General features: G+C 54.1%; 21 protein-coding genes. 15 read left to right on the top strand and 6 right to left on the bottom strand.

Features of this window, described 5'->3' with window-relative positions:
* The 3 genes from FDP13_RS15245 to FDP13_RS15235 all read left to right on the top strand — a co-directional run bounded on the left by FDP13_RS15245 (position 1) and on the right by FDP13_RS15235 (position 2,959).
* Positions 1 to 1,077, top strand: a complete 1,077-nt coding sequence (locus tag FDP13_RS15245) for a sn-glycerol-3-phosphate import ATP-binding protein UgpC (RefSeq protein WP_143839825.1) — start codon at positions 1 to 3, stop codon at positions 1,075 to 1,077.
* On the top strand, positions 1,074 to 1,817 hold the full coding sequence (gene ugpQ, locus FDP13_RS15240) for a glycerophosphodiester phosphodiesterase (protein ID WP_143839824.1): 744 nt from the start codon (positions 1,074 to 1,076) through the stop codon (positions 1,815 to 1,817). Before FDP13_RS15245 ends, ugpQ begins: the two co-directional genes overlap by 4 nt.
* 185 nt (positions 1,818 to 2,002) lie before the next feature.
* Positions 2,003 to 2,959 carry an AEC family transporter gene (locus FDP13_RS15235; protein WP_143839823.1) on the top strand — a complete coding sequence of 319 codons (957 nt, stop codon included), beginning with the start codon at positions 2,003 to 2,005 and terminating at the stop codon, positions 2,957 to 2,959.
* A gap of 57 nt (positions 2,960 to 3,016) precedes the next feature.
* Here the strand turns inward: FDP13_RS15235 and FDP13_RS15230 are convergent, their stop codons facing one another.
* Positions 3,017 to 3,298, bottom strand: a complete 282-nt coding sequence (locus FDP13_RS15230) for a DUF2756 domain-containing protein (RefSeq protein ID WP_143839822.1) — start codon at positions 3,296 to 3,298, stop codon at positions 3,017 to 3,019.
* A 169-nt stretch (positions 3,299 to 3,467) separates the two neighbouring features.
* On the opposite strand from FDP13_RS15230, the gene FDP13_RS15225 reads away from it, so the two are divergent.
* Positions 3,468 to 3,932 (top strand): tRNA (cytidine(34)-2'-O)-methyltransferase, encoded by a 465-nt coding sequence (locus FDP13_RS15225; RefSeq protein WP_143839821.1) that lies wholly within the window; start codon positions 3,468 to 3,470, stop codon positions 3,930 to 3,932.
* A 90-nt stretch (positions 3,933 to 4,022) separates the two neighbouring features.
* Positions 4,023 to 4,580: a hypothetical protein gene (locus FDP13_RS15220; RefSeq protein WP_143839820.1), complete on the top strand. Its 558-nt coding sequence runs from the start codon at positions 4,023 to 4,025 to the stop codon at positions 4,578 to 4,580.
* Positions 4,581 to 4,596: 16 nt separating this feature from the next.
* Here FDP13_RS15220 and FDP13_RS15215 read toward each other — a convergent pair whose 3' ends face one another.
* From FDP13_RS15215 to cpxR, 4 genes are all read right to left on the bottom strand, one after another.
* On the bottom strand, positions 4,597 to 5,370 hold the full coding sequence (locus tag FDP13_RS15215; RefSeq protein ID WP_143839819.1) for a DUF3142 domain-containing protein: 774 nt from the start codon (positions 5,368 to 5,370) through the stop codon (positions 4,597 to 4,599).
* A complete protein-coding gene (locus FDP13_RS15210; RefSeq protein ID WP_033576732.1) occupies positions 5,340 to 7,529 on the bottom strand; it encodes a hypothetical protein in 2,190 nt (729 codons plus the stop codon). Before FDP13_RS15210 ends, FDP13_RS15215 begins: the two co-directional genes overlap by 31 nt.
* 233 nt (positions 7,530 to 7,762) lie before the next feature.
* Positions 7,763 to 9,133 carry an envelope stress sensor histidine kinase CpxA gene (gene cpxA / locus FDP13_RS15205; protein WP_027713508.1) on the bottom strand — a complete coding sequence of 457 codons (1,371 nt, stop codon included), beginning with the start codon at positions 9,131 to 9,133 and terminating at the stop codon, positions 7,763 to 7,765.
* A 16-nt stretch (positions 9,134 to 9,149) separates the two neighbouring features.
* A complete protein-coding gene (gene cpxR / locus FDP13_RS15200; RefSeq protein ID WP_015848325.1) occupies positions 9,150 to 9,848 on the bottom strand; it encodes an envelope stress response regulator transcription factor CpxR in 699 nt (232 codons plus the stop codon).
* 176 nt (positions 9,849 to 10,024) lie between these two features.
* Here cpxR and cpxP point away from each other — a divergent pair, with 176 nt between their 5' ends.
* Complete coding sequence (cpxP, locus tag FDP13_RS15195; RefSeq protein WP_033576730.1) at positions 10,025 to 10,597, top strand: cell-envelope stress modulator CpxP; 573 nt, start codon at positions 10,025 to 10,027, stop codon at positions 10,595 to 10,597.
* 226 nt (positions 10,598 to 10,823) lie between these two features.
* Here the strand turns inward: cpxP and FDP13_RS15190 are convergent, their stop codons facing one another.
* On the bottom strand, positions 10,824 to 11,312 hold the full coding sequence (locus FDP13_RS15190; RefSeq protein ID WP_033576729.1) for a hypothetical protein: 489 nt from the start codon (positions 11,310 to 11,312) through the stop codon (positions 10,824 to 10,826).
* Positions 11,313 to 11,671: 359 nt separating this feature from the next.
* On the opposite strand from FDP13_RS15190, the gene FDP13_RS21820 reads away from it, so the two are divergent.
* From FDP13_RS21820 to FDP13_RS15145, 9 genes are all read left to right on the top strand, one after another.
* Positions 11,672 to 12,949 carry a phage tail protein gene (locus FDP13_RS21820; protein WP_234424419.1) on the top strand — a complete coding sequence of 426 codons (1,278 nt, stop codon included), beginning with the start codon at positions 11,672 to 11,674 and terminating at the stop codon, positions 12,947 to 12,949.
* Positions 12,950 to 13,402: 453 nt separating this feature from the next.
* A complete protein-coding gene (locus FDP13_RS15180; RefSeq protein ID WP_143839818.1) occupies positions 13,403 to 14,662 on the top strand; it encodes a phage tail protein in 1,260 nt (419 codons plus the stop codon).
* Between the two features lie 8 nt (positions 14,663 to 14,670).
* On the top strand, positions 14,671 to 15,048 hold the full coding sequence (locus FDP13_RS15175) for a tail fiber assembly protein (RefSeq protein ID WP_015848322.1): 378 nt from the start codon (positions 14,671 to 14,673) through the stop codon (positions 15,046 to 15,048).
* A 256-nt stretch (positions 15,049 to 15,304) separates the two neighbouring features.
* A complete protein-coding gene (locus FDP13_RS15170) occupies positions 15,305 to 16,462 on the top strand; it encodes a phage tail protein (RefSeq protein WP_143839817.1) in 1,158 nt (385 codons plus the stop codon).
* Positions 16,463 to 16,749: 287 nt separating this feature from the next.
* A complete protein-coding gene (locus FDP13_RS15165) occupies positions 16,750 to 17,730 on the top strand; it encodes a phage tail protein (protein WP_143839816.1) in 981 nt (326 codons plus the stop codon).
* The gene (locus tag FDP13_RS15160; RefSeq protein WP_143839815.1) at positions 17,730 to 18,350 is read left to right on the top strand and encodes a tail fiber assembly protein; all 621 of its coding nucleotides are present in this window, start codon (positions 17,730 to 17,732) and stop codon (positions 18,348 to 18,350) included. Before FDP13_RS15165 ends, FDP13_RS15160 begins: the two co-directional genes overlap by 1 nt.
* A gap of 287 nt (positions 18,351 to 18,637) precedes the next feature.
* The gene (locus tag FDP13_RS15155; RefSeq protein WP_143839814.1) at positions 18,638 to 19,753 is read left to right on the top strand and encodes a phage tail protein; all 1,116 of its coding nucleotides are present in this window, start codon (positions 18,638 to 18,640) and stop codon (positions 19,751 to 19,753) included.
* Positions 19,754 to 20,294: 541 nt separating this feature from the next.
* Positions 20,295 to 21,653, top strand: a complete 1,359-nt coding sequence (locus FDP13_RS15150) for a phage tail protein (protein ID WP_143839813.1) — start codon at positions 20,295 to 20,297, stop codon at positions 21,651 to 21,653.
* Positions 21,650 to 22,045, top strand: a complete 396-nt coding sequence (locus FDP13_RS15145; RefSeq protein WP_015848315.1) for a tail fiber assembly protein — start codon at positions 21,650 to 21,652, stop codon at positions 22,043 to 22,045. The genes FDP13_RS15150 and FDP13_RS15145 overlap by 4 nt, the downstream gene beginning before the upstream one ends.
* Positions 22,046 to 22,055: the final 10 nt, after the last annotated feature.

Here is a 22,055-nt window from a genome sequence, read left to right as displayed (position 1 = left end):
ATGGCATGTTTAAAACTTCAGGCCGTCACCAAATCCTACGACGGCAAAACCCAGGTGATTCGGCCGATTGACCTCGATGTGGCGGACGGCGAATTCGTGGTGATGGTCGGTCCGTCCGGCTGTGGCAAATCGACCCTGCTGCGCATGGTGGCCGGTCTGGAGCAGACCACCAGCGGCGATATTTACATCGGCGATGAACGCGTGACCGACAAAGAGCCTAAAGATCGCGGTATTGCGATGGTGTTCCAAAATTACGCGCTCTACCCGCATATGAGTGTTTACGACAACATGGCCTACGGCCTGAAAATTCGGGGTTTTGGTAAAGAACAGATCCGCCAGCGCGTGGAAGAAGCGGCGCGGATTCTGGAACTGCAACCGTTGCTCCATCGCAAGCCGCGCGAGCTGTCCGGCGGCCAGCGTCAGCGTGTGGCGATGGGGCGCGCCATTGTGCGCGAGCCGGCGGTGTTCCTGTTTGATGAGCCGCTGTCCAACCTTGACGCCAAACTGCGGGTGCAGATGCGCCTTGAACTGCAACAACTGCACAAACGGCTGAAAACCACCAGCCTGTACGTCACCCACGATCAGGTGGAAGCGATGACGCTGGCGCACCGCGTCATTGTGATGAACAAAGGCGTGGCGGAGCAGATCGGCGCGCCGGCGGAGATTTACCGCAAACCGGCGTCGCTGTTCGTCGCCGGCTTCATCGGTTCGCCCTCCATGAATCTGTGGGCCGGGCAGGTGAACGCCGACGGTTGCCGGGTCGCGCTGTCGGCGGATTTCTCGCTGCCGCTGCCGGTGGCGAAGCCGGAATGGCAGGGGCGCGCCGTCACGCTGGGGATGCGCCCGGAGCACATTTTGCAGTCCACCGCCGACGCCGGCGGCGTACCGCTGGTGGTGGAAACGCTGGAATTGCTGGGCGCGGATAATCTGGCGCACGGCAAATGGGCGGGGCAGAATATCGTGGTGCGCCTGTCGCACGAGCATTGTCCGGCGGTGGGGGAAACCCTGTGGCTCACTCTGCCGGCCGTATCCTGGCATATATTTGATTCGCAAAGCGGATTACGGATGGAAGCATGACCCCGAACTGGCTTTATCCCGCTATCGTCGCCCACCGCGGCGGCGGCTCTCTGGCGCCGGAAAACACGCTGGCGGCGATTGATGTCGGCGCGCAACACGGTCACCGGATGATCGAGTTTGACGCCAAGCTGTCGCAGGATGGGCAGATTTTCCTGCTGCACGACGACACGCTGGAGCGCACCAGCAACGGCTGGGGCGTGGCGGGCGAGCTGCCGTGGGACAAACTGGTGGGGTTGGACGCCGGTAGCTGGTACAGCCGTCAGTTTCACGGTGAACGCCTGCCGCTGCTGTCGGAAGTGGCGAAGCGTTGCGCGCAGTATGGCATGGCGGCCAATATTGAGATCAAACCGACCACCGGCTGTGATGAGCAGACCGGCCGTGTGGTGGCGCTGGCCGCCCGCGAGCTGTGGCAGAGCCATCCTGTCGCGCCGCTGTTGTCGTCGTTTTCGGTAGCGGCATTGGACGCGGCGCAACAGGCGGCGCCGGAATTACCGCGCGGCCTGCTGCTGGACGAATGGGACGATGACTGGCGTTCCCTGACCGGGCGGCTGGGTTGCGTGTCGATTCACCTCAATCACCAACTGCTGGATGAGGCGCGGGTCAGGATGTTGAAAGACGCCGGGTTACGCATTCTGGTGTATACCGTCAACCAGCCTGAACGTGCGCGTACCCTGTTACAGTGGGGCGTTGACTGCATCTGCACCGACCGGATAGATTTGATTGGACCGCAATTTAATTAACGTCGGCGGATGTCGCCTTTCCTGACGGCAATCGCGCTGAAAGATAAACCAGGCGTGTTTCGTCAGGCGTTTCCTGTATGACCCCGGGCCGCTCGGCCCGCTCCCCGGTAAGGCTTGCCGCCTTGCCGTCGTGACAAGCCATCAGCCTTCGCCCGGGTGAGCTGCGCGTTTTTTAAGGAAGGGCGATGCCCACGTTTATTGTTTCTCTTTGGCACCAGATTTTTCTTTCCCTGCCGCTGTTTGTGCTGATTGCGCTGGGGTATGGCTTGATCCGTTTCGGCCGTTGGCCGTCCACGGTGACCGATGCGCTAAGCAAATTCGTCTTTTCCGTGGCGCTGCCTGCCATGCTGTTCCGCATGATGTGCGACTTCTCCAAACGACCGGCGGTGGATGCGCGGCTGCTGATCGCCTTTTTCGGCAGTTGTCTTATCGTGTTTGTGCTCGGACGGATTATCGCCAGCCGGGTGTTTCGGTTAGACGGCGTTTCCGGCTCGGTGTTTTCACTCAGCGGTATTTTCTCCAACAACGTGATGCTCGGCCTGCCGATAGCCACCCTAATGCTTGGCCCGCAGGCCGTTCCGTCCGTGGCGTTGGTGCTGGTGTTCAATGGCTTGATTTTATGGACGTTGGTGACGGTTTCGGTGGAGTGGGCGCGCAACGGGTCGCTGTCGATGCAGGGGTTTACCAAAACGGCGGTCGGCGTGCTGAAGAACCCGCTGATCATCGGCATTTTATCCGGTACGTTTTACAGTCTTACCGGCCTGCCGCTGCCGGACGTGGTGGACAAGCCGATAGGCATGTTGGGGCAAATCGCCGTCCCGCTGTCGCTGATAGCGTTGGGGATGGGGCTGGCGGAATACCGCATTCGCGACGGCTGGCAAATCAGTGTGGCTATCTGTCTTATCAAACTGGTGGTGCAGCCGCTGGTGGTGTGGGTCCTGGCGGTGGCGCTTGGCCTGCCGGAGATGGAAACCCGTGTGGTGGTGCTGCTGGGGTCGATGGCGGTGGGCGTGAATATCTATCTGATGTCCCGACAGTTTAATGTGCTGGGCGGGCCGGTCGCCGCCAGCCTGCTGATGTCGACCGCGCTGGCGGGGATTACCACGCCGGTGATCCTGACGCTGATGGGGGTGCGGGTATAACGCTATTCGTAACCCGCCGGTCATTCTGCAGTGAGCGGCGGGTACGGCTGGAAGGGATCAGTAGCGGTTGGTATTGCCAGGGGCAGATTGCTGAATACGCTGGCGATTCTGTTCCAGTTGCTGTTGCAGTTGCTGCTGTTGTTCACGGCTGCGCTGCTGGATTTCCTGATTTAACAGTTGCTGCTGGAGCTGCTGGTTTTGCTGCATCTGTTGCAACAACCGCTGCTGGCTGCTGATGCCGTTTTCAAATTGCTGTTGCTGGGGCGAGATGGGTTGTGTAGCGGCCTGGGCCAGCAAAGGCAGGCTCAGCAGCACCATCAGGGAAGAGATTATTTTCATGATTCCTCCAGGGAAACGGCTGTCGGATATGGCTTTATTCTAGCGGTTAATCGGGGCGTCGTCCCTGCCTGCGTCCACACATCGGACGATTCGTCGTACTGACCGCGGCTGGGGCGCGGAAGCGGAATCGGCTATACTGGCTCCACCTTTTTTTGTTCCTGACCTTATCATGTTTCATATCGCGCTCTATGAGCCACAGATTGCACCCAATACCGGCAATATTATCCGCCTGGCGGCCAACAACGGTTGCTCGTTGCACCTGATTGAGCCGCTTGGCTTTGATTTCGAAGAGAAAAAATTACGTCGCGCCGGGCTGGATTATCACGATTTGGCGAATATCAGCCGTCACCGCAATTATCAGGATTTTCTGCAGGCCGTGGCAGGCCAGCGGATTTTCGCCTGTACCACCAAAGGCAGCCGCCCTTACGACGAACCTGACTATCAGCCGGGTGATGTGCTGCTGTTTGGCTCGGAAACCGCCGGTCTGCCGGATGCGATTCGCAATGGTTTTGCGCCTGAAAATCGTATCCGCATTCCGATGGAGCCGGATTGCCGCAGCCTGAACTTGTCCAACTCGGTGGCCATCATCAGTTATGAAGCCTGGCGACAGAATGGGTTCGGCGGCCGCCGCTGATCTACCGCCCGCCTCTGGGTTCGGCGGCCGCCGCTGATCTACCGCCCGCCTCTGGATTCGCCCGCCCGCCGATCAACAGGAGAGTATGCGATGAACCGTTCGATACCGGCGTCTGCCTTGCAACGCACCCTAATCATGGGCAACAGCGGCTCAGGAAAAAGCTGGCTGGCGGAGCAACTGTCAACCCGGCTTCAGCTGTCAACCCGACTACAGCCGTCAACCCGGCTTCAACTGCCGGTCATTGACCTGGATTTGATCAACTGGGAGCCGGGCGGTTACGGTAAAGCGCGCGATCGGGCGCAGGTTAAGGCGCAAGTGCGAGAGCTGGCGCAAGCCGATTGCTGGATCATGGAAGGAGTTTACGGCTGGTTGATGCAGGAAGCGGTGCTGCAGGCGACGGCATTGATCTGGCTGGATATTCCGGTGGAGGAGTGCCTGAGTAATATTCGTCGGCGTGGATTGCGCCGGGGTGGTGACGACGCCGCGCTGGCCGAGTTGCTGCGCTGGGCGGGCGAATACCGGGAGCGCCGGAGCAATAGCTCGTACAGCGGGCACCTGCGGGTGTTTGAGCAGTGTCCACCGTCGCAACGCATCGTGCTGCATAGCCGTGAGGAGATCGGGGACTGGCTGGCGGGCCTTGTCGCGTGACTCAGCGTAAGCGAGGTTAGCGTTGTTGCAGTATCGGGGTGCGGCGCGCCGGTGTCGGATTAAGCAGGAATACCACTTCACCCCGGTAGAAGGGCGATGCAATCAGCCGTCGCTGCCACTGTTCGTCCCACTTGCCGTGTTGTACCAACCCCAGGCGGAACGGTAACGTCAGCTTCATCAGTGCGGGCAGATAGGCCGTGTAATTGTCCACCGTATGCCGCCCCTGATAGGTTTGCACTACCAGTTCATCCACGACGCCGCTCAGACGATTGAGTTGCCGGACGTCGCCGGTTTTTGCCCAATCCAGCAGGCCGGTGACGCTCAGGCGACAACCGGGCGGCAACTGCTGGCGCAGCGCCTGTAAAAAGGCAACGTAACTCGCCAGATTGTAGCTCTTCGCGTCGAAATCAATCTGGATGCCCTCAACCTGATTGCCGGCGGCGACCCAGCGTTGGCGCAGATGCAGCAGGTGCTGCACTTGCTGCTCCCCGATATGCAACTCAGACACCCGAAACGACAGCCAAAGATTTCGTACCGGCAGCGTACTGACCGGGATCCCCTGACGCAGAAACACGGATTTACCGTGCCGACGGGTGATTTCCCCTTGATGCAAGTAGAGCGTATCGGCCCGGGATAGCACCGGCTGCGGTTGTACCGCCGCCCACAACCAGAAAGCATGATAGCGGGCGGCATCGACGGTGGCGCTGTACGCCGTGAAACTCAGGCACAGCAGACCGAACAGCACAACGCTACAGCGGGCTACCAATAGTATTTGAGCTGCCGTGCCCATTGACTGCCTTTAAACTCGGTTTTGAGCTGCCGGAACCACGCCTTGCGCGTTTCCTTGCCGATATCCTGAGAACCGCAGTCGTTGTAGCCGCTGGGCGCGTAACAATAGATGGCGCGGTAGAGCGCATAGCTTTTATCTTCCGGCGGCGCTTTCGCGTCGGCAATCACCTGCATGTAGTTGTCCAGACGGTTGAATTCCTGGCCTGGATAATGGGCGGCGGCATCCGTCAACCCGTTGAGCATGTTGCTCTCACCCCAGTCGAAGCCGACGCCGTTGCCGGTGCGCAGCACGAACTCGCCCAGGCAATTCAAGGCATGGGCATCCTTGGCGTTCTGGCTCAGCGTGGTCACCGTTTCCTGCAACGTCGGGCATTCGTACCCCTCTTCGGTGTCGCTGCCGTCCCAACCGAATACCGTCAGATCCTCTTCGTTCCAGCTCATATTTTCCGTGCTTTTCAGCGGCGCGATGGTTTTCAGCAGGGCACTGTCTTTGAGAAAACCGGCGTAATCGCGGTGCGTCAGTTGCTTGGTGAGCAGCGTGTGCAGGGCGATAGCCCGCTCTTCCGGCGTTTGCTGAGGGCCGGTCTGCCGGTGCAATAAATCGGCATCGGCGCTGACTTTCAGAATGGCAGAGCGGAAGCGCAAGTTTTTGACCGGGCTTTCCGGTGTAAATACCCGCTCCGGATGACCGCTGTCCACCAGCGTTTGCGCCAGTGCCAGTTGCAGGTATTGCTGCTGGGTATACGTCGTCTTCAGCATCAGCAGGTGACGCCAGTGCGCTTCCGTGTCGTCCCACTGTTTCTGCCGTTGCATCGCCAGCCCACGCAACACCTGGCTGCTGAATACGGTTACATCGGAGATATCTTGTGCCGTGGTCATCGGCAGCGTTTTCAATACCGCCGCGTCGTCGCGCAGTTGGTAGTACTGAAACGCCGCCTGCAGATAGCTAAATGCATCCTGCATACCCGCTGCTTCAAATAGCGGTTGCTGGCGGGTTAACTCCTCTTGCGTCAACGCGGGTAACGTCATCCAGCCGTCGGGGCTGCGCAGGCGCTTGATGTCCTGCACCAGCATCAGGATAGGCGTATCGGCTGAGGCGACAAAACGGTTGTCTTCCAGCAATTTGTTGTCGATTTCGTTGCTGATGGCCTGTAATTGATTCACGCTGTTGGCCGACGCCAGCGCCTTGCTGAAACGACCGGCCAGTGCAGCGGTATCACCGCTGACCCACTCAGCGCGGCGGTACAGACCTTCAGCGGAGTCGACGTATTTCCCTTGCGGATACTGTTTCAGGTAGTCGTTGATACGTTGGATAGCCTGCTGCCCGGCGGCCTTATCCATCTTGCGGGGGTCGAACATGTTGTATTCGTCCTGCGCGTCTTTCATCGCCTGATTAATCGACACCCGAATCAGCATGTAGCGAGCCGTTTCCGCGACCCACGGCTGACTGGCTTGCAGCAGTTGCTGGAAGCCGTTATCCGCTTGATCTAACTGCCCTTCATAAAATGCCGTGGCGTTCGTCAGGTAGCGGCGTAACTCGCCGGCATGGCCGGTTTCCGGCACGCCGGCCAGATCGGTTTTCGCGTCGTCGAGGCTATAGTCGCTGGACAGCATTTTCGTTCGCACTTGTGCCAACTGCGTGCGTTGGGCGTCATTGAGCGTTTTATCTGCCAGCAGCAGATCGAAAAAGCTTTCCAGCGTGGTGAGGTCGTTGGAAACCCAACGGCCATCCAGATCGACCGGCGTCATCTCGCGCAACTGGCCCAGTTCGGTATCGGAAAAATGCAACTGGACGGCTTTTTGCAGCAGCGAGGCATTTTCTTCGTCGGCTTTATCGTCGGTGGGGGCGGCAGGGTCGGTTTGCGTGTCGTCGCTGTTTTCTTCGGCTGCATCCAGCCCCATTACGCGGTATGCGGTGAACGGATCGACGCGGGAGCGGGTTTGATCCGGCTCAGGCTGGGGTATCGGCAACGGAATATGGTTACGGCTGCTTTGCAGCAACATCAAATTGGTGCGGGTGTCGTTATCCGGCAAGAGATAAGGAAGTGCGGGCATACCGCAATCAGCATCGGAAAAACCACATACACCATCGCTGGAAGCATACGCCGGTAGTTGTACCAGAGTAGCGACGAATCCAGCCAGTAAGGCTAATCCTTTCATGTCCTTTTCCTGTGCAGGGTGTCAGGCAACATCAAGAACGTATTCCATCAAACATGTGCAGGCATGACTGAAGGGATAACGGGTTGTCACAGGGCAGCCGAGGCTGTTTCCCGCGGTTGTCGCCCATGGCACAGGTTCACACTCTACCCGACCAGAGGAAAAACTCAATTAATTGACGGTATGGATGTGACGCCGGGCGCGGTATGCCGCGCCCGGGTGGAGCGCAATATCGATTAACGCTGATAGAGCGGTAGCCATAACGTAAGCTGTAAACCACCCAGCGGGCTTTCATCGGCTTTAGCCCAGCCGCGATGTTGTGACAGCGCCGTCTCGACGATAGCCAGCCCCAGTCCTGTCCCGCCGGATTCGCGGTCGCGGGCTTCGTCAGTGCGGTAGAACGGCCGGAAAATTTGCTCCCGATCTTCCGGGCTGACGCCGGGGCCGTCATCGCCGACCACAATGGTCACGCCCTGAGCATCGACCGAGAACGATACGGTAATATGGCTGTGCGAATAACGCAGTGCATTACGCACCACATTTTCCAGCGCACTGTCGAGCGCGGTGGGGTTGCCGAACAACGGCCAGGGGCCGGGCGGCGATAACACGTCCAGTGTTTTACCCATCTGCTCGGCTTCAAAGCGCGCGTCATCCAGCACATCGTTCCACAGCTCATCCGCCCGCAGCTCTTCGCGTAACAATTCATTCTTATGCTGGTTACGCGACAGCACCAGCAAGTCGTTGATCATACCGTCGAGACGCTGGGTTTCGGTTTCGATGCGGTTAAGTTCGTTGCCTTCGCCCTGACGGCGGCGTAACAGCGCGGTAGCCAGTTGCAAGCGGGTCAGCGGCGTACGCAACTCGTGGGAAATATCGGACAACAGGCGCTGCTGCGCGGTGACCATCCGCTCCAGCGCACTCACCATTTGGTTAAAGCTGGCGCCGGTCGCACGGAATTCCTGTGGGCCGGATTCCAGCTCCGGGTGTTGCTTCAGGTTGCCGCGCGCGACTTCATCGGCCGCATTCTTCAGCTTACGCGCCGGTTTTGCCAGGCTCCAGGCCAGCCACAGCAGCAGCGGCGAGCTGGTGAGCATGGTGACTATCAACAGCAACAGCGGGCGGTCGAACAGCAGGTTGATGAAATCGGATTGCGGACTGCTGGCGGGGCGCAGCATGTACATCAGGTAGCTGTCTTCGCCATCGCGCACGGCGAATGGCCCCAGCAATTCCAGCCGACCGTATTTTTTCTTTTGCGGGAAATCAGCGCTGTCGGATTGGCCGATGAAATTGCGCACCATCTGCATTTCATTGCGCTGCGCGCCAATCACACGCCCTTCGCTGGTCACCAGCAGCAGGCGTTGGCCGGGCGGCGCCCATTTTTCGATGACGCGAAATAAACGCCGCCACCACAGCAAATCATTGGCGGGGTCGCTCGCCAGCTCAGCCTCAATATGCTGTTCCAGCATCAGTCCCTGCCGCTGTTCATTTTCCAGCAGCGGCGTGAGTTGCCGGGAATCCAGTTTCGGCAGCATCAGCACCAGCATCAGCACGAGTGCCAACGTCAGCCAGAAAATGGCGAAAATACGGGCGGTAAGGCTGTTAATCATACGGCGACAACCTGCATCATGCGGTAGATACCATCAGGTAGCCTCTGCCGCGCAAGGTTTTAAACCAGGGCAATCCATCTTTGCGTTCAGGCAGTTTGCGCCGCAGGTTGGAGATATGCATGTCGATAGCGCGATCGAACGGCGTCAGGCGTTTACCCAACACTTCCTGACTGAGATGTTCGCGCGATACCACCTGGCCCAGCCGCTGCGCCAGCAGGTAGAGCAGGGTGAATTCCGTACCGGTCAGATCCAGCACTTCATTGTCAAAGCTGGCTTCCTGACGGCCGGGGTTAAGCCGCAGCGCATCTACCTCGATGGTGGGCGCACTGGCTTCGCCTGCCTGTTGTTGGTCCGTCCAATTAGAACGGCGCAGAATAGCGCGGATGCGGGCGACCAGTTCCCGGTCGTTAAAGGGTTTCGGCAAATAGTCGTCTGCGCCCAGTTCCAGACCGAGCACGCGATCCAGTTCGCTGCCGCGGGCGGTAAGCATGATTACCGGCGTCTGGTAGCGTTGGCGCACTTCCTTGAGTGTATCGATGCCGTTTTTCTTCGGCATCATGATATCCAGCAATAACAGGTCAACCGAGTCATCCAGTACGCTTAACGCCTGTTCGCCGTCATGGGCGACAACGACGTTAAAACCTTCCATTTCGAGCAATTCCCGCAACAGGGACGTCAGCTCGCGATCGTCATCAACCAACAGGATTTTATTCATGATTTACCTACCTCCTCGGGCAAAATACGTCATAGATCGCCGCTATTCCATGACTTTACGTAGTTTTACATCGTCTGACGCATGTTTGCAGCAAGGCAATTAGACTGAGTCCATTGATTAGCCAGCCAGTACAGCGTACCAACGCAAGCCGTGCGTGAACACAGAGGGGTCATGAGATGCGGGGCACCATCATCACGTTATCTTTTACTTCACTGCTGATGTTGGTCACCGGTACTGCGATGGCCACTGAAAACATGTTTTCCGGCAAAGAGAATTTATCCACCGAAAACAATTTATCCACCGAAAATAATGCCCCCGAACTGGGCAACTGTTATCGCGATGACTCTGCCACGAAACGCACGGAGAGTCAGCAAGGGATATTTGATGGTGTGAGGTTGACGGAACATCAGCGCCAGCAAATGCGTGATTTGATGCGGCAAGTCCGCCACGAGCAACCCGCTTATGATGCTAATGATGTGGAGATGATGCATCAGTTGATAACGGCAGAAAAATTTGATGCACCGGCGGTGCAAGCGCAGGTCGCCAAAATGGTCCAGGCGCAAATTGCACGTCAGGTTGAGATGGTCCGGGTGAGCAACCAGATGTACAACATGCTGACGCCGGAGCAGAAATCGGTTTTGAACCAGAAACATGAGCAGGCAATGCAGACGGTGCGTCAGCGGATGTCGGCGTCAGGTAACCAGAATTTGGAATTGTCCCGTCAGGGGCAGGATGAGAGTACCGAGTAATGACCGTAACGAGTAGAGCGTGTTTTTCCGAGTAGTGAGATCCGAGTAGTGAGAGTAGTGCCGAGAGTAGTGTGTTAAAGAAGTAACCTGTTTTCCTTGCCATAGACACCATCCCTGTCTTTTTCCCCGCCTTGATGGCGGGGTTTTTTTTGGGGCGAGCTATAGGATTGTGTGACTATCCTGCCCTGATCGTAAGCCATTCGTTTTCTGCAGGATGGCGGATATCCTAATTTTTATGCCATTTTTGTGTGATGGGATTACTGATTTTGTTCTCTTCCAGGGAAAAGGTCCCATTCTGTTGCGCTATTGCCTCTCCCGTTTCAACGATCGCATTTTGTATAAAATACTTTTCTTTGTCGCCATTAATGAATGTGAGTTGATGAAATGCAGTCTTTTTCCCCCAATCTTCTGAAGGCAATGAGATATATCTGATGGTATAGGTTTGATCCTGAAAATTTCCCTGCATGACGTAAACGCCATAATGTTCTTCACCTTGCGATATTATTTTATAAATACCGTTGTCGTAATAGAATATTTCTGCATCGGGGAACGGTTTTTTCTCATAGAGTTTACGGTAGTGCAGTGTTTGCCTGTAGGTCGGTTTACCAAAGCCAACCTCAAGTTTTTTTTCATTATTATCCGTTGTTAATGAGCTTGCCTGACTGGAGCTTATTGCCATAAGCCCCAGGAAGAGAAATGGAAAATTCATTTTCATGTCTTATCTCCTTCACCTTTCTTCATATTGTGTCTGAGAAATAATAATGAGTGCTGACTTAGTTGCTATTTTCAGCCCGGTTATTTTCTGGGGGAGTGATATTTCTGTCATGCCAATGATGTTACTAATCATCATTCACTTTCCCGATCTCCATAGTTATAAAAAAACTGAACGGGGTTTGTTGTGCTATCGCTGTTCCAACCCTCGCTGCGCGCGCTGTTGCTGGCCTATCAGCATAATGTCCGATACTGCCACAACGGGCTGAAATCGCTTGGAAAAGCGTGTGTCGACAAGTGTGGCGGGATGTGTTCCATGCCTGAGTATGGGCCCCTTTATCGCTAATTCTGATGAGACATGTTATGAGCACGAAATATACGGCCTTGCTTACCCAGGTGGGAGCAGACAGGCTGGCTAATGCGATCGCACTGGGAAAACAACTGGAAATCGCCCGGATGGGCGTAGGGGATGGTGGTGGTGTATTGCCAACGCCGGACGCAACCCAGACTAAATTGATCAATGAAAAACGTCGTGCCGCGCTTAATTCGTTGAGCATCGACCCTGCTAATGCCAATCAGATTATTGCCGAACAAGTGATCCCGGAGAATGAAGGTGGATTCTGGCTGCGGGAAATCGGCTTGTATGATGCGGACGATAATTTGATTGCCGTAGCCAACTGTCCGGAAACCTATAAACCACAGATGCAGGAAGGATCGGGCCGCGTGCAGACGGTGCGCATGATTCTGGCTGTCAGTCAGACGCAGGCGGTATCGCTGAATATCGACCCGGCGGTGGTGCTGGCCAGTCGGCAGTATGTGGATGATAAAGCTCTGATTAAAGCTCAAAATGGTGCAGACATTGTGGATAAAGCTCAATTTATCGAGAATTTGGGCGTAAGGAGCTCATTTTCCGGTGTGATTGGCATGACACGCAATGCCACGATGAATATTCCCTCCGTTTCTTCCAGTGCCACATATACTGCCGATGAGATTATTGTTGGGACGGTTCTGGGTGGAGACCAATATCGAATAGGTTTATTCAGGCAGATGATCGATCTGGCAAAGAATGGCGTTGGAGGAATGGATACCGGAACCGTTCCTGATGAAGGGTTCGTCGGGGTTTATGCCATTTATAATCCGGTGACGATGCTGTCTGGCTTGCTCGCGGTTAACGCCACCTCAGTCAAATTGCCGGAGATTTATAGCGGAACCAATATGCCGGATGGATATACAGCATCGGCATTATTGACGGTTGTGCCGGTTAAGGCGGGTAATTTTACCGTATTATCTGTTCGAGAGCGATACGTATATATATCACCAAAGAGAGTATATTCTACTTTAAAAACAACAACGGATTTTAATATTTCAATTAGTAGTTTTACCCCATTAAATACTAAATCTCTAAGTGGGTATGTTCGGCAAACTAGTACGGCTTCTGGGGTGTTATCGATGACAATTGCCAGTAGTAAAAATGTGTTATCTGGACAGCAAATGACAGGCTATGTTACGGAGAATGGACTTATCTCACAGAATTATGCTGATATTGTAATGGTTAATGATGGTTATATTTCTATTTCAACAAGTAATGCAACATCAGGAAATCCAACATTTGATGCTTATGTTTCTAGATATTTAATATAATTCATACATGGAGATGCTTTTTCATAAAATTGATATTTACAAGGTTGTTAATTGGCTCCATTAACAAATTGTTTTTTGGTAGATAATATAGTGAGTGACTCATGGTGAATTTTTTGTGTCATTATGTCTGCGTTTTTAATATCGTATCACATTTATGAATAGGCAGGGAGTTTCATTAAACATTGAATCGTTGCCACTGCCGTAAAATAAGTGGCTATACGCCTTATTTTTTCATCGTCTTATTTTATTTTCCCGCCTTGATGGCGGGTTTTTTTAACCTGTTTGTTGTGCCATAGCCGATACAACGCCCATCAGACGATTTGCCGTCACTCTCTTTGCATAATGTTGTCAGAGGCAACAACGAAATGGAATGGCTTGCAAAAAGACGGCGATTTGCGCGGTGGGGATTGCAATGTCAGATGACGGTTTAAGGCGATACAAAAGGAAAATAGTATGACGGTGAAATACATGACATTGCTCACCCAGGCAGGGACGGCAAAGCTGGCGAATGCCGCCGCATTAGGGAAAATGCTGAATATTACCCACATGGGGGTGGGGGATGGCGGCGGGAATCCGACCACGCCTGATCCGGCCCAGACGACATTGATTAATGAAAAGCGTCGGGCAGTCTTAAACGCCCTGAGTGTGGACCCGGCTAATCCGAATCAAATTATTGCCGAACAGGTGATCCCGGAAAATGAAGGTGGGTTTTGGTTGCGTGAAATCGGCCTGTACGATGACGATGGCGATTTAATCGCCGTGGCCAATTGCCCGGATACCTACAAACCGCTGTTGCAGGAAGGTTCTGGTCGTGTGCAAACCGTGCGTATGATTCTGGTGGTCAGTAACACCAGTGCGGTCACCCTGAAAGTTGACCCGGCGGTAGTGCTGGCAACCCGTAAGTCGGTTGATGACAAGGCGATTGAGGTGAAAGCCTACGCCGATGAACTGATGGCGAAACACCTCGCCAACGCGAATCCGCACAAGCAGTATGCGCCGATTGAAAGCCCGGTATTGACCGGGAATCCCCTGGCACCGACGCCACCTTTATTTGATGCGGATAGTAGTATCGCGACCACGGCGTTCGTGCAAAGAGCTTTAGGTAATATGAAGTCGGCATTTGGCGTCAGAGAAAATCAGGTGTTAACCAGTGATGCATTTGGCTGTTTTGTTGAAGCCCAAATAGCGGGGATTACGATTACATTACCGAACGCTTCCCTTTGTGTGGGTGGGGTTATTGAGTTTAATAATATCTCCAACGGGGCTGTGACGATTTCTGGTGCAGGGGTGAATATTCTGGGGCCCAATAATCCATCCGGTTCAAATACGATGACGGTTAAAAGTGGGACGAATATAAGATTCCTTTCCACGGGGCCACAGTGGCGTGCGATTGGTGGAGTGGGTGCTGCTGGCTCAGGAGTGAATGGTTACCAGATTTTACCGTCAGGTATTATTATTCAATGGGGAGTAGGAGCAACGTTAGGTGCTGGCGTTATTAATCAGTCATTCCCTATTGCCTATCCTAATAATTTTTTTGCTGCTGTCATTACGGAAAATAATTCTGTTGGTTGGAACTATACGGGGGTGACAGTATATGGGCAAAGTAATAGTACTAAAGAAATGTTGAAGGGATATGGCGCATTTGTCAGAAACGGTGGTTCTGTTGATTTTTCTTCTGGTATCTCTTATCAGTTTATTGCAATAGGAAATTGAGGTGTCATATGTTTTATTCTAAATCAACTAGTGGTTTTTATAGTGACGAAATTAATGGTGTTAATATTCCTAATGACGCTATTGAGATCAGCGATGATTATTATCAATATTTATTAGACCAGCAAGTCAGGGGTAATGTTATTATTTTTGATGAGTCGACAAAAAAACCGATTGCGGTGACTCCCGTGCCTTTGTCAGATACTCAGTTGGCTGAAGATGCCCGGCGTCAGCGAGATAATTTACTGACCGCCAGTGACTGGACGCAAGTGTCGGATGCACCGGTAGATCAACAGGCCTGGCGTACATACCGTGAGATATTACGTCAAGTTCCTGAGCAGGCAGGGTTCCCGTTAAATATTGCATGGCCGGTACAACCAGAAAAATAAGCAGTTATACCCGCTATTTTTTTATTCATTTTCATCGTCTTATTTTATTTTCCCCGCCTTGATGGCGGGTTTTTTTTAACCTGCTTGTTGTGCCATGGCATAAACAACGTCGGCCGGACGATTTGCCGTCACTCTCTTTGCATAATGTTGTCAGAGGCAGCAACAAAATGGAATGGCTTGCAAAAAAGACGGCGATTTGCGCGGTGGGGATTGCAATGTCAGATGACGGTTTAAGGCGATACAAAAGGAAAATAGTATGACGGTGAAATACATGACATTGCTCACCCAGGCGGGGACAGCAAAGCTGGCGAATGCCGCCGCATTAGGGAAAATGCTGAATATTACCCACATGGGGGTGGGGGATGGCGGCGGGAATCCGACCACGCCTGATCCGGCCCAGACGGCATTGATTAATGAACGGCGCCGGGCGGTGTTGAACGCCCTGAGAGTTGACCCGTCGAATCCGAATCAAATTATTGCCGAACAGGTGATCCCGGAAAATGAAGGTGGGTTTTGGTTGCGTGAAATCGGCCTGTACGATGACGATGGCGATTTAATCGCCGTGGCCAATTGCCCGGATACCTATAAACCGCAGTTGCAGGAAGGCTCGGGACGTGTACAAACCATACGTATGATTCTGGTGGTCAGTAACACCAGTGCGGTCATTCTGAAAGTTGACCCGTCGGTGGTGATGGCAACCCGTAAGTCGGTTGATGACAAGGCGATTGAGGTGAAAGCCTACGCCGATGAGCTGATGGCGAAACACCTCGCCAACGCGAATCCGCACAAACAGTATGCGCCGATTGAAAGCCCAGCGTTGACCGGGAACCCTACGGCACCGACAGCGGTGGCCGGCACCCGTACTACACAGTTGGCAACCACGGCATTTGTGGCCGGCGCTGTTGATTCCTTGTCCGGTAAGACTGACGACAACTTCAAGCTCAAGCTGGATATTAATGACATTGTGGGTATTCCCTTGCCCTGGCCGCAGGCTACTGCCCCAGGTGGCTGGCTGAAATGTAACGGTCAGTCATTCGATAAAAACCGCTATCCGCGGCTGGCGCAGGTCTACCCGTCGGGCATGTTACCGGATTTGCGCGGCGAGTTTATTCGTGGCTGGGATGATGGACGCGGGGTAGATGCAGGGCGGGCACTTTTGTCTTCTCAGCAAGATGGCATACGTAATATTTTGGGATCGTTCGGATCGGAGGCGCTATTTGCCGGGGGCGCGTCAAAACAGCCAGCTCCCACGGGGGCTTTTACTTTCGTTGAAAATACTCAGTCGTTACATGTTGGCGCTGCTGTTGGTGGGTACGGTCAATTGATCATGTTTGACGTGTCGAAGGTCGTTCCTACCGCGCCAGATAATCGCCCCCGCAACATCGCCTTTAGTTACATCGTGAGGGCTGCGTAATAGATATAAAAATTCCGTTATTTATTTTTGATGTGATGACATGACTAATTTAATAGAAGTGTGTCTTTTCAAACGGTGATTGTATTTTCATGGCTCAAATGTTCTTTTTATAAAAATTAAAATGTATTTTTCATTATTGTTGTGTCACAGCTGATACAGCGCCATTAACAGGTAATTATTGGGGTGTCTTTGCATAATGGTTGTCAGAAAGCAGAACAAACATTGAATGCTTGTGTGACGGCAATATTTTCTGCCTGGCTTTTTAATGAATGCAGACGAGAGAAACGATGGGAACCAAATATTTTACGATTCTCACCCGTATCGGTGAGATTAAATTAGCGCAAGCGATCTCAACCGGAAAACCGCTGGAAGTTGCCCAGATGGGTGTTGGTGATGGCGGTGGGGTATTACAGGCACCGGACCCGTTGCAGACTACATTGGTGAATGAAAAACGCCGGGCGGCGATCAATTCCCTGAGTGTTGATGCTGATAACCCCGGGCAGATTATTGCCGAGCAGGTGATTCCGGAAAATGAGGGCGGGTTCTGGTTACGTGAAGTTGGCCTGTACGATGCAGCCGGCAATTTGATAGCGGTGGCTAACTGCCCGGAAACCTATAAACCGGAACTGAAGGAAGGGTCGGGCCGGATACAAACGGTGCGCATGATCCTGATTGTCGGCCGTACCGACGCAGTCACGCTGAAATTCGACCCGACGGTGGCGCTGGCAACCCGGCGCTATGCCGACACACTGTTGTCCGGGCATCTTGCCGAGACCAACCCCCATTCGCAGTATCTGCTGATCAGTGAATTTGTCGGTATTCCTCAGCCGTGGCCGCAGACGACCGCCCCGGCAGGCTGGCTGAAATGTAACGGCCAGGTGTTTGATAAAACCCGCTACCCGCGGTTGGCGCAGGTTTATCCTTCTGGCGTGCTGCCGGATTTACGTGGTGAATTTATTCGTGGTTGGGATGATGGAAGAGGGGTGGATGTTGGTAGAGATCTGCTATCAAAGCAAAACGATACGATCAGAAATATCGTCGGCTCTCTTTATATCGGCGTTAGCATGTCAACCCCTTTGTCATTGACTACTGTGGGGACATCAGGTGCAATTTCTGCTGACAAGTTCGGCGATGTCGGAATAACCGACAGTCTTGGCAGCTATAAAGGACCAGCAGGTGTTAGTTTTGATGCGTCACGCGTAGTTCCAACGTCATCAGAAAACCGCCCCCGCAACATCGCCTTTAACTACATCGTGAGGGCTGCGTGATGATGACACCGACACCGGAAATGCGCGCCGTGCTGGCGGTGGATGGGCTGGCTGCTCAGGCAGGTTGGTTACGGGTGTACCATGTGGATGCGCTAACCCGTGAATACGATGGCTACAGTGATGAATACCTGATGGCAGGAACGGGGATCCCCGCTCACAGTTATGCCGATGAGCCGCCGCAGCCAGCAACAGAAGGGCAGGCGCTGAGGCGTTCGTCTGATGGCCTACATTGGGAATGGGTGCCGGATTTGCGTGGGCAGACCGTTTACGACACGAAAACGCGTCAGCCACAGGGCGTGAATGAACTGGGGCCGCTACCCGTCCATCTGACCTTGCAGCCGCCTGCCGGTGCGTTTGACCGTTGGGATGGCGAACAATGGATAACGGATAACGCGGCGTATCAGGAGAGCCTGTTAAAGGCGGCCCGACAGGCGTGTGAAACCCGTCGCCAGACGGCACATGATCGTATTCGCGAGCTGACCTATGCGCAGGAACTGGGTATGGCCACCGAACAGGAAACGCAGTCGCTGAAGGACTGGAAAATCTATTTGGTGCAGTTAAGTCGTATCGACCTGTCTTTACTGCCGGATATCGACTGGCCGACCCCGCCATCACACTGATGAGATGCTGCACCCGTTCGGAATAACGAGATGCGGTTATTCCGAACGGGGCGTTTTTTATTCAATGCAGACCCCGTCTCCTCTGCCTTATCAAATTCTCATGTGGCTTGCAGCCATACTCACACCCTGTTGTGCCATCACCGTGACGCCCGTATACGCGGGTGATTTGACGGGCTATCAGCATAATGGTTGTCACAAGGCAGGCCGGGCCGTGAGCGCTTGCGTGAGCCGGTTTTCCCTACGGCTGCCTAACCTTTTCCTTTGTATTCATGTTGATGAGAAAATCGATGGGCGCTAAATACTTTACCTTGCTCACCCAAACGGGTGAGAAAAAACTGGCGGCAGCTATTGCCGCAGGAAAAACGCTGGAGCTGGTGCAAATGGGGGTGGGCGATGGCAACGGCCTACTCCCCACCCCGGATCCGTTACAAACCAAACTGGTGAATGAAAGGCGGCGAGGGGCGATTAATGCGCTCACGGTTGACCGGGATAACACCAACCAAATGATTGCCGAGCAGGTGATCCCGGAACATGAAGGCGGGTTCTGGCTGCGTGAAATCGGTCTGTACGACGTGGATGGGGATCTGATAGCCGTCGGCAACTGCCCGGAAACCTATAAACCGGAACTGAAAGAGGGGTCTGGTCGGGTACAGACGGTGCGTATGGTCCTGATTGTCAGCCGCACCGATGCAATCACGTTGAAGTTTGACCCAACGGTGGCGCTGGCGACACGGCGTTATGCGGATACGTTGCTGGCTGACCATATCGCCGCGGCGAATCCGCACAGGCAGTATGCGCCGCTGGAAAGCCCGGTGTTTAGCGGTAACCCCATCGCGCCGACCGCCGTAGCAGGAACCAATACGACACAACTGGCCACCACGGCGTTTGTTGCGGATGCAGTGGCTTACGCTATTGGCTTGTTGTCTGGTAAAACCGAGGCCAGCACCAAACTCAAACTGGATATTAATGACATCGTGGGTATCCCACAGCCGTGGCCACAAGCCACAGCGCCGAGTGGCTGGCTTAAATGTAACGGCCAGTCATTTGATAAAAATCGCTATCCACGGTTGGCGCAGGTTTACCCGTCAGGCGTGCTGCCGGATCTGCGTGGCGAGTTTATTCGCGGCTGGGATGATGGGAGAGGGGTGGATGCGGGGAGAGAAGTGCTCTCGCAGCAGAGAGGCTCTTTAATTAACTACGATGGTCCAGATTCAGCACCGACCTCGGACTCGCTACGGCTGTCAGTATCAGCAGCACAAGCTGATGCCGTCAGTGCGTCAGAGTATGCCGGAGTGATGCTGTCGTACACGGCATACAACATCACAACAGTAAGTGCCGCTGGCTATGTCGGCGCTACCCGCCCTCGCAACATCGCCTTTAACTACATCGTGAGAGCCGCGTGACGATATCTACACAGACCGTCAAGGCAGGAAAATCGGGTCTTCGTCGTTAAGAAATCTCACTTGGCCCGCTCCCCCGGTTGCTTAACGGGATAAGGCTCGCCCGGCCACAGCATTTCAACCACTGTTCCGGGTAGACCTTATCCCGTGTGGCGAGCGGTCCATCACTTGCCCCACCAGCGATGCTCCCGCATCAGTTAAGCCGTATCGACCTGCCTCTGGCGCCAGCTATCGACTGGCCGGCCCTTTCCCCCTGATATGAAGCGATACCCGTCCGGAATAGCAACGTACCGTTATTCCGGGCGGGTTGTTTTTATCCCGTGCTGACCGCTGGCCTCTTGGTGCCTTATCAAATTCTCATGGCTTGCAGCCATACTCACACTCTGTTGTGCCATCGCCGTGACACCCGTATACGCGGGTGATTTGACGTGCCGTCAGCATAATGGTTGTCACAAGGCAGACAGGACCGTGAGCGCTTGCGTGAGCCGGTTTTCCCTACGGCTGCCTAACCTTTTCCTTTGTATTCATGCTGATGAGAAAATTGATGGGCGCTAAATACTTTACCTTGCTCACCCAGGCGGGTGAGAAAAAACTGGCGGCAGCCATTGCCGCAGGAAAAGCGCTGGAGCTGGCGCAAATGGGGGTGGGCGATGGTAACGGCACGCTTCCTTTCCCGGATTCGTTACAAACCAAACTGGTGAATGAAAGGCGGCGTGGGGTGATTAATGCGCTCACGGTTGATCAGAATAACACCAACCAAATGATTGCCGAGCAGGTGATCCCGGAAAATGAAGGCGGGTTCTGGCTGCGTGAAATCGGTCTGTACGACGTGGATGGGGATCTGATAGCCGTCGGTAACTGCCCGGAAACCTATAAACCGGAACTAAAAGAGGGGTCTGGTCGGGTACAGACGGTGCGTATGGTCCTGATTGTCAGCCGCACCGATGCAATCACGTTGAAGTTTGACCCAACGGTGGCGCTGGCGACACGGCGTTATGCGGATACGTTGCTGGCTGACCATATCGCCGCGGCGAATCCACACAGGCAGTATGCGCCGCTGGAAAGCCCGGTGTTTAGCGGTAACCCCACTGCGCCGACCGCCGTAGCAGGAACCAATACGACACAACTGGCCACCACGGCGTTTGTTGCCGCCGGGTTATCAGGAAAAATGGATAAGAATCAGAACGGCGCTGATATCCAGAATCCAGTCCAGTTTGTCAAAAATCTGGGATTAGAAAACCGTTTTGCGGGCCGTATCCTGCGCATAAAAAAGATTACCTCAAGCCAAAATTATCAATGGCCTGATGATGTGTCCGCCATTGATGTCACCATTTGTGGTGCGGGCGGCGGCGGCGGCGCGGCGGCGGCATCACCACAGAATTATCACTCGGCAGGCTCTGGCGGTGGTGCGGGCGGCTGGGCACGATCTTTTTACCATAAAGGTGATATTCCTGCGTTGATCTATCTGGAGGTCGGCGCAGGCGGTATGGGAGGTGTAGATGGAAAAAATGAGCCGGGGTTTGGTGGTGCGACGAAATTTGGAACGTTAATGACGGCGAGCGGGGGAGCGAGGGGAGCTAACGGTATCGCGATTGCAATCGGTATGTCTGTTCTGATGGGTAACGGCGGTGGGGGTAATGCATTCGGTGGGAATCTGGTCGCGGGTTTTGGCGGCTCAGGCACGCCCGCGATGTTTTTTAATAGCGGTTATGAATCCGGTGCCGGCGGTGATTCTGTTTTTTCATTCGGTGCGCCGCCAATTGCACACAATGCTTCGATCAACGGATTTGACAGCGTGGATGGTGCTGGTGGTAGTGGCGGATATTCGGTGCCTGCTGGTGCCGATGCTAAAGGCGGTAATGGTGGTAATGGCGTCATTATGATTGTGGAGTATTCGGCATGAGTAAGGTATACGCGGTAATCGAAAACGGGGTGGTGATTAATACCGTAGTCTGGGATAGCGATGTTGGGGCTGACTGGAAGCCGCAGAATGGCGCGTTAATCGATATTTCATCAGAGCGTGTCGGTGTCGGCTATTTGTATTCTGACGGCGTGTTTACTCCACCTGAGAAACGCCGTGATGAATATATTGCGGACGCCACGCTACGTAAAACGCAGCTATTGTCAGAAGCCCAAAAAATGATAGCAAACTGGCAAACCGATCTTATGCTGGGCGTAATTTCTGATGATGAGAAAAGCCGCTTAGTGCGTTGGCGTGAGTATATGAAACAGGTTGACGCCATTGATGCGCAGAGCGCACCCGATATCACCTGGCCTGTTCCTCCTACGGCGTAACCAGACGATT

Origin of the sequence: Dickeya sp. ws52 (assembly GCF_007210685.1) — a bacterium.
Taxonomy (GTDB): domain Bacteria; phylum Pseudomonadota; class Gammaproteobacteria; order Enterobacterales; family Enterobacteriaceae; genus Dickeya; species Dickeya chrysanthemi.
Note: the sequence above shows the minus strand (reverse complement) of the source record. Positions and strands in the feature narration are given on the sequence as shown.

Excerpts from the sequence above, each read along its gene's own strand:
- FDP13_RS15245 (WP_143839825.1), top strand. The coding sequence starts at position 1 with ATGGCATGTTTAAAACTTCAGGCCGTCACCAAATCCTACGACGGCAAA.
- ugpQ (WP_143839824.1), top strand. The coding sequence starts at position 1,074 with ATGACCCCGAACTGGCTTTATCCCGCTATCGTCGCCCACCGCGGCGGC.
- FDP13_RS15235 (WP_143839823.1), top strand. The coding sequence starts at position 2,003 with ATGCCCACGTTTATTGTTTCTCTTTGGCACCAGATTTTTCTTTCCCTG.
- FDP13_RS15230 (WP_143839822.1), bottom strand. The coding sequence starts at position 3,298 with ATGAAAATAATCTCTTCCCTGATGGTGCTGCTGAGCCTGCCTTTGCTG.
- FDP13_RS15225 (WP_143839821.1), top strand. The coding sequence starts at position 3,468 with ATGTTTCATATCGCGCTCTATGAGCCACAGATTGCACCCAATACCGGC.
- FDP13_RS15220 (WP_143839820.1), top strand. The coding sequence starts at position 4,023 with ATGAACCGTTCGATACCGGCGTCTGCCTTGCAACGCACCCTAATCATG.
- FDP13_RS15215 (WP_143839819.1), bottom strand. The coding sequence starts at position 5,370 with ATGGGCACGGCAGCTCAAATACTATTGGTAGCCCGCTGTAGCGTTGTG.
- FDP13_RS15210 (WP_033576732.1), bottom strand. The coding sequence starts at position 7,529 with ATGAAAGGATTAGCCTTACTGGCTGGATTCGTCGCTACTCTGGTACAA.
- cpxA (WP_027713508.1), bottom strand. The coding sequence starts at position 9,133 with ATGATTAACAGCCTTACCGCCCGTATTTTCGCCATTTTCTGGCTGACG.
- cpxR (WP_015848325.1), bottom strand. The coding sequence starts at position 9,848 with ATGAATAAAATCCTGTTGGTTGATGACGATCGCGAGCTGACGTCCCTG.
- cpxP (WP_033576730.1), top strand. The coding sequence starts at position 10,025 with ATGCGGGGCACCATCATCACGTTATCTTTTACTTCACTGCTGATGTTG.
- FDP13_RS15190 (WP_033576729.1), bottom strand. The coding sequence starts at position 11,312 with ATGAAAATGAATTTTCCATTTCTCTTCCTGGGGCTTATGGCAATAAGC.
- FDP13_RS21820 (WP_234424419.1), top strand. The coding sequence starts at position 11,672 with ATGAGCACGAAATATACGGCCTTGCTTACCCAGGTGGGAGCAGACAGG.
- FDP13_RS15180 (WP_143839818.1), top strand. The coding sequence starts at position 13,403 with ATGACGGTGAAATACATGACATTGCTCACCCAGGCAGGGACGGCAAAG.
- FDP13_RS15175 (WP_015848322.1), top strand. The coding sequence starts at position 14,671 with ATGTTTTATTCTAAATCAACTAGTGGTTTTTATAGTGACGAAATTAAT.
- FDP13_RS15170 (WP_143839817.1), top strand. The coding sequence starts at position 15,305 with ATGACGGTGAAATACATGACATTGCTCACCCAGGCGGGGACAGCAAAG.
- FDP13_RS15165 (WP_143839816.1), top strand. The coding sequence starts at position 16,750 with ATGGGAACCAAATATTTTACGATTCTCACCCGTATCGGTGAGATTAAA.
- FDP13_RS15160 (WP_143839815.1), top strand. The coding sequence starts at position 17,730 with ATGATGACACCGACACCGGAAATGCGCGCCGTGCTGGCGGTGGATGGG.
- FDP13_RS15155 (WP_143839814.1), top strand. The coding sequence starts at position 18,638 with ATGGGCGCTAAATACTTTACCTTGCTCACCCAAACGGGTGAGAAAAAA.
- FDP13_RS15150 (WP_143839813.1), top strand. The coding sequence starts at position 20,295 with ATGGGCGCTAAATACTTTACCTTGCTCACCCAGGCGGGTGAGAAAAAA.
- FDP13_RS15145 (WP_015848315.1), top strand. The coding sequence starts at position 21,650 with ATGAGTAAGGTATACGCGGTAATCGAAAACGGGGTGGTGATTAATACC.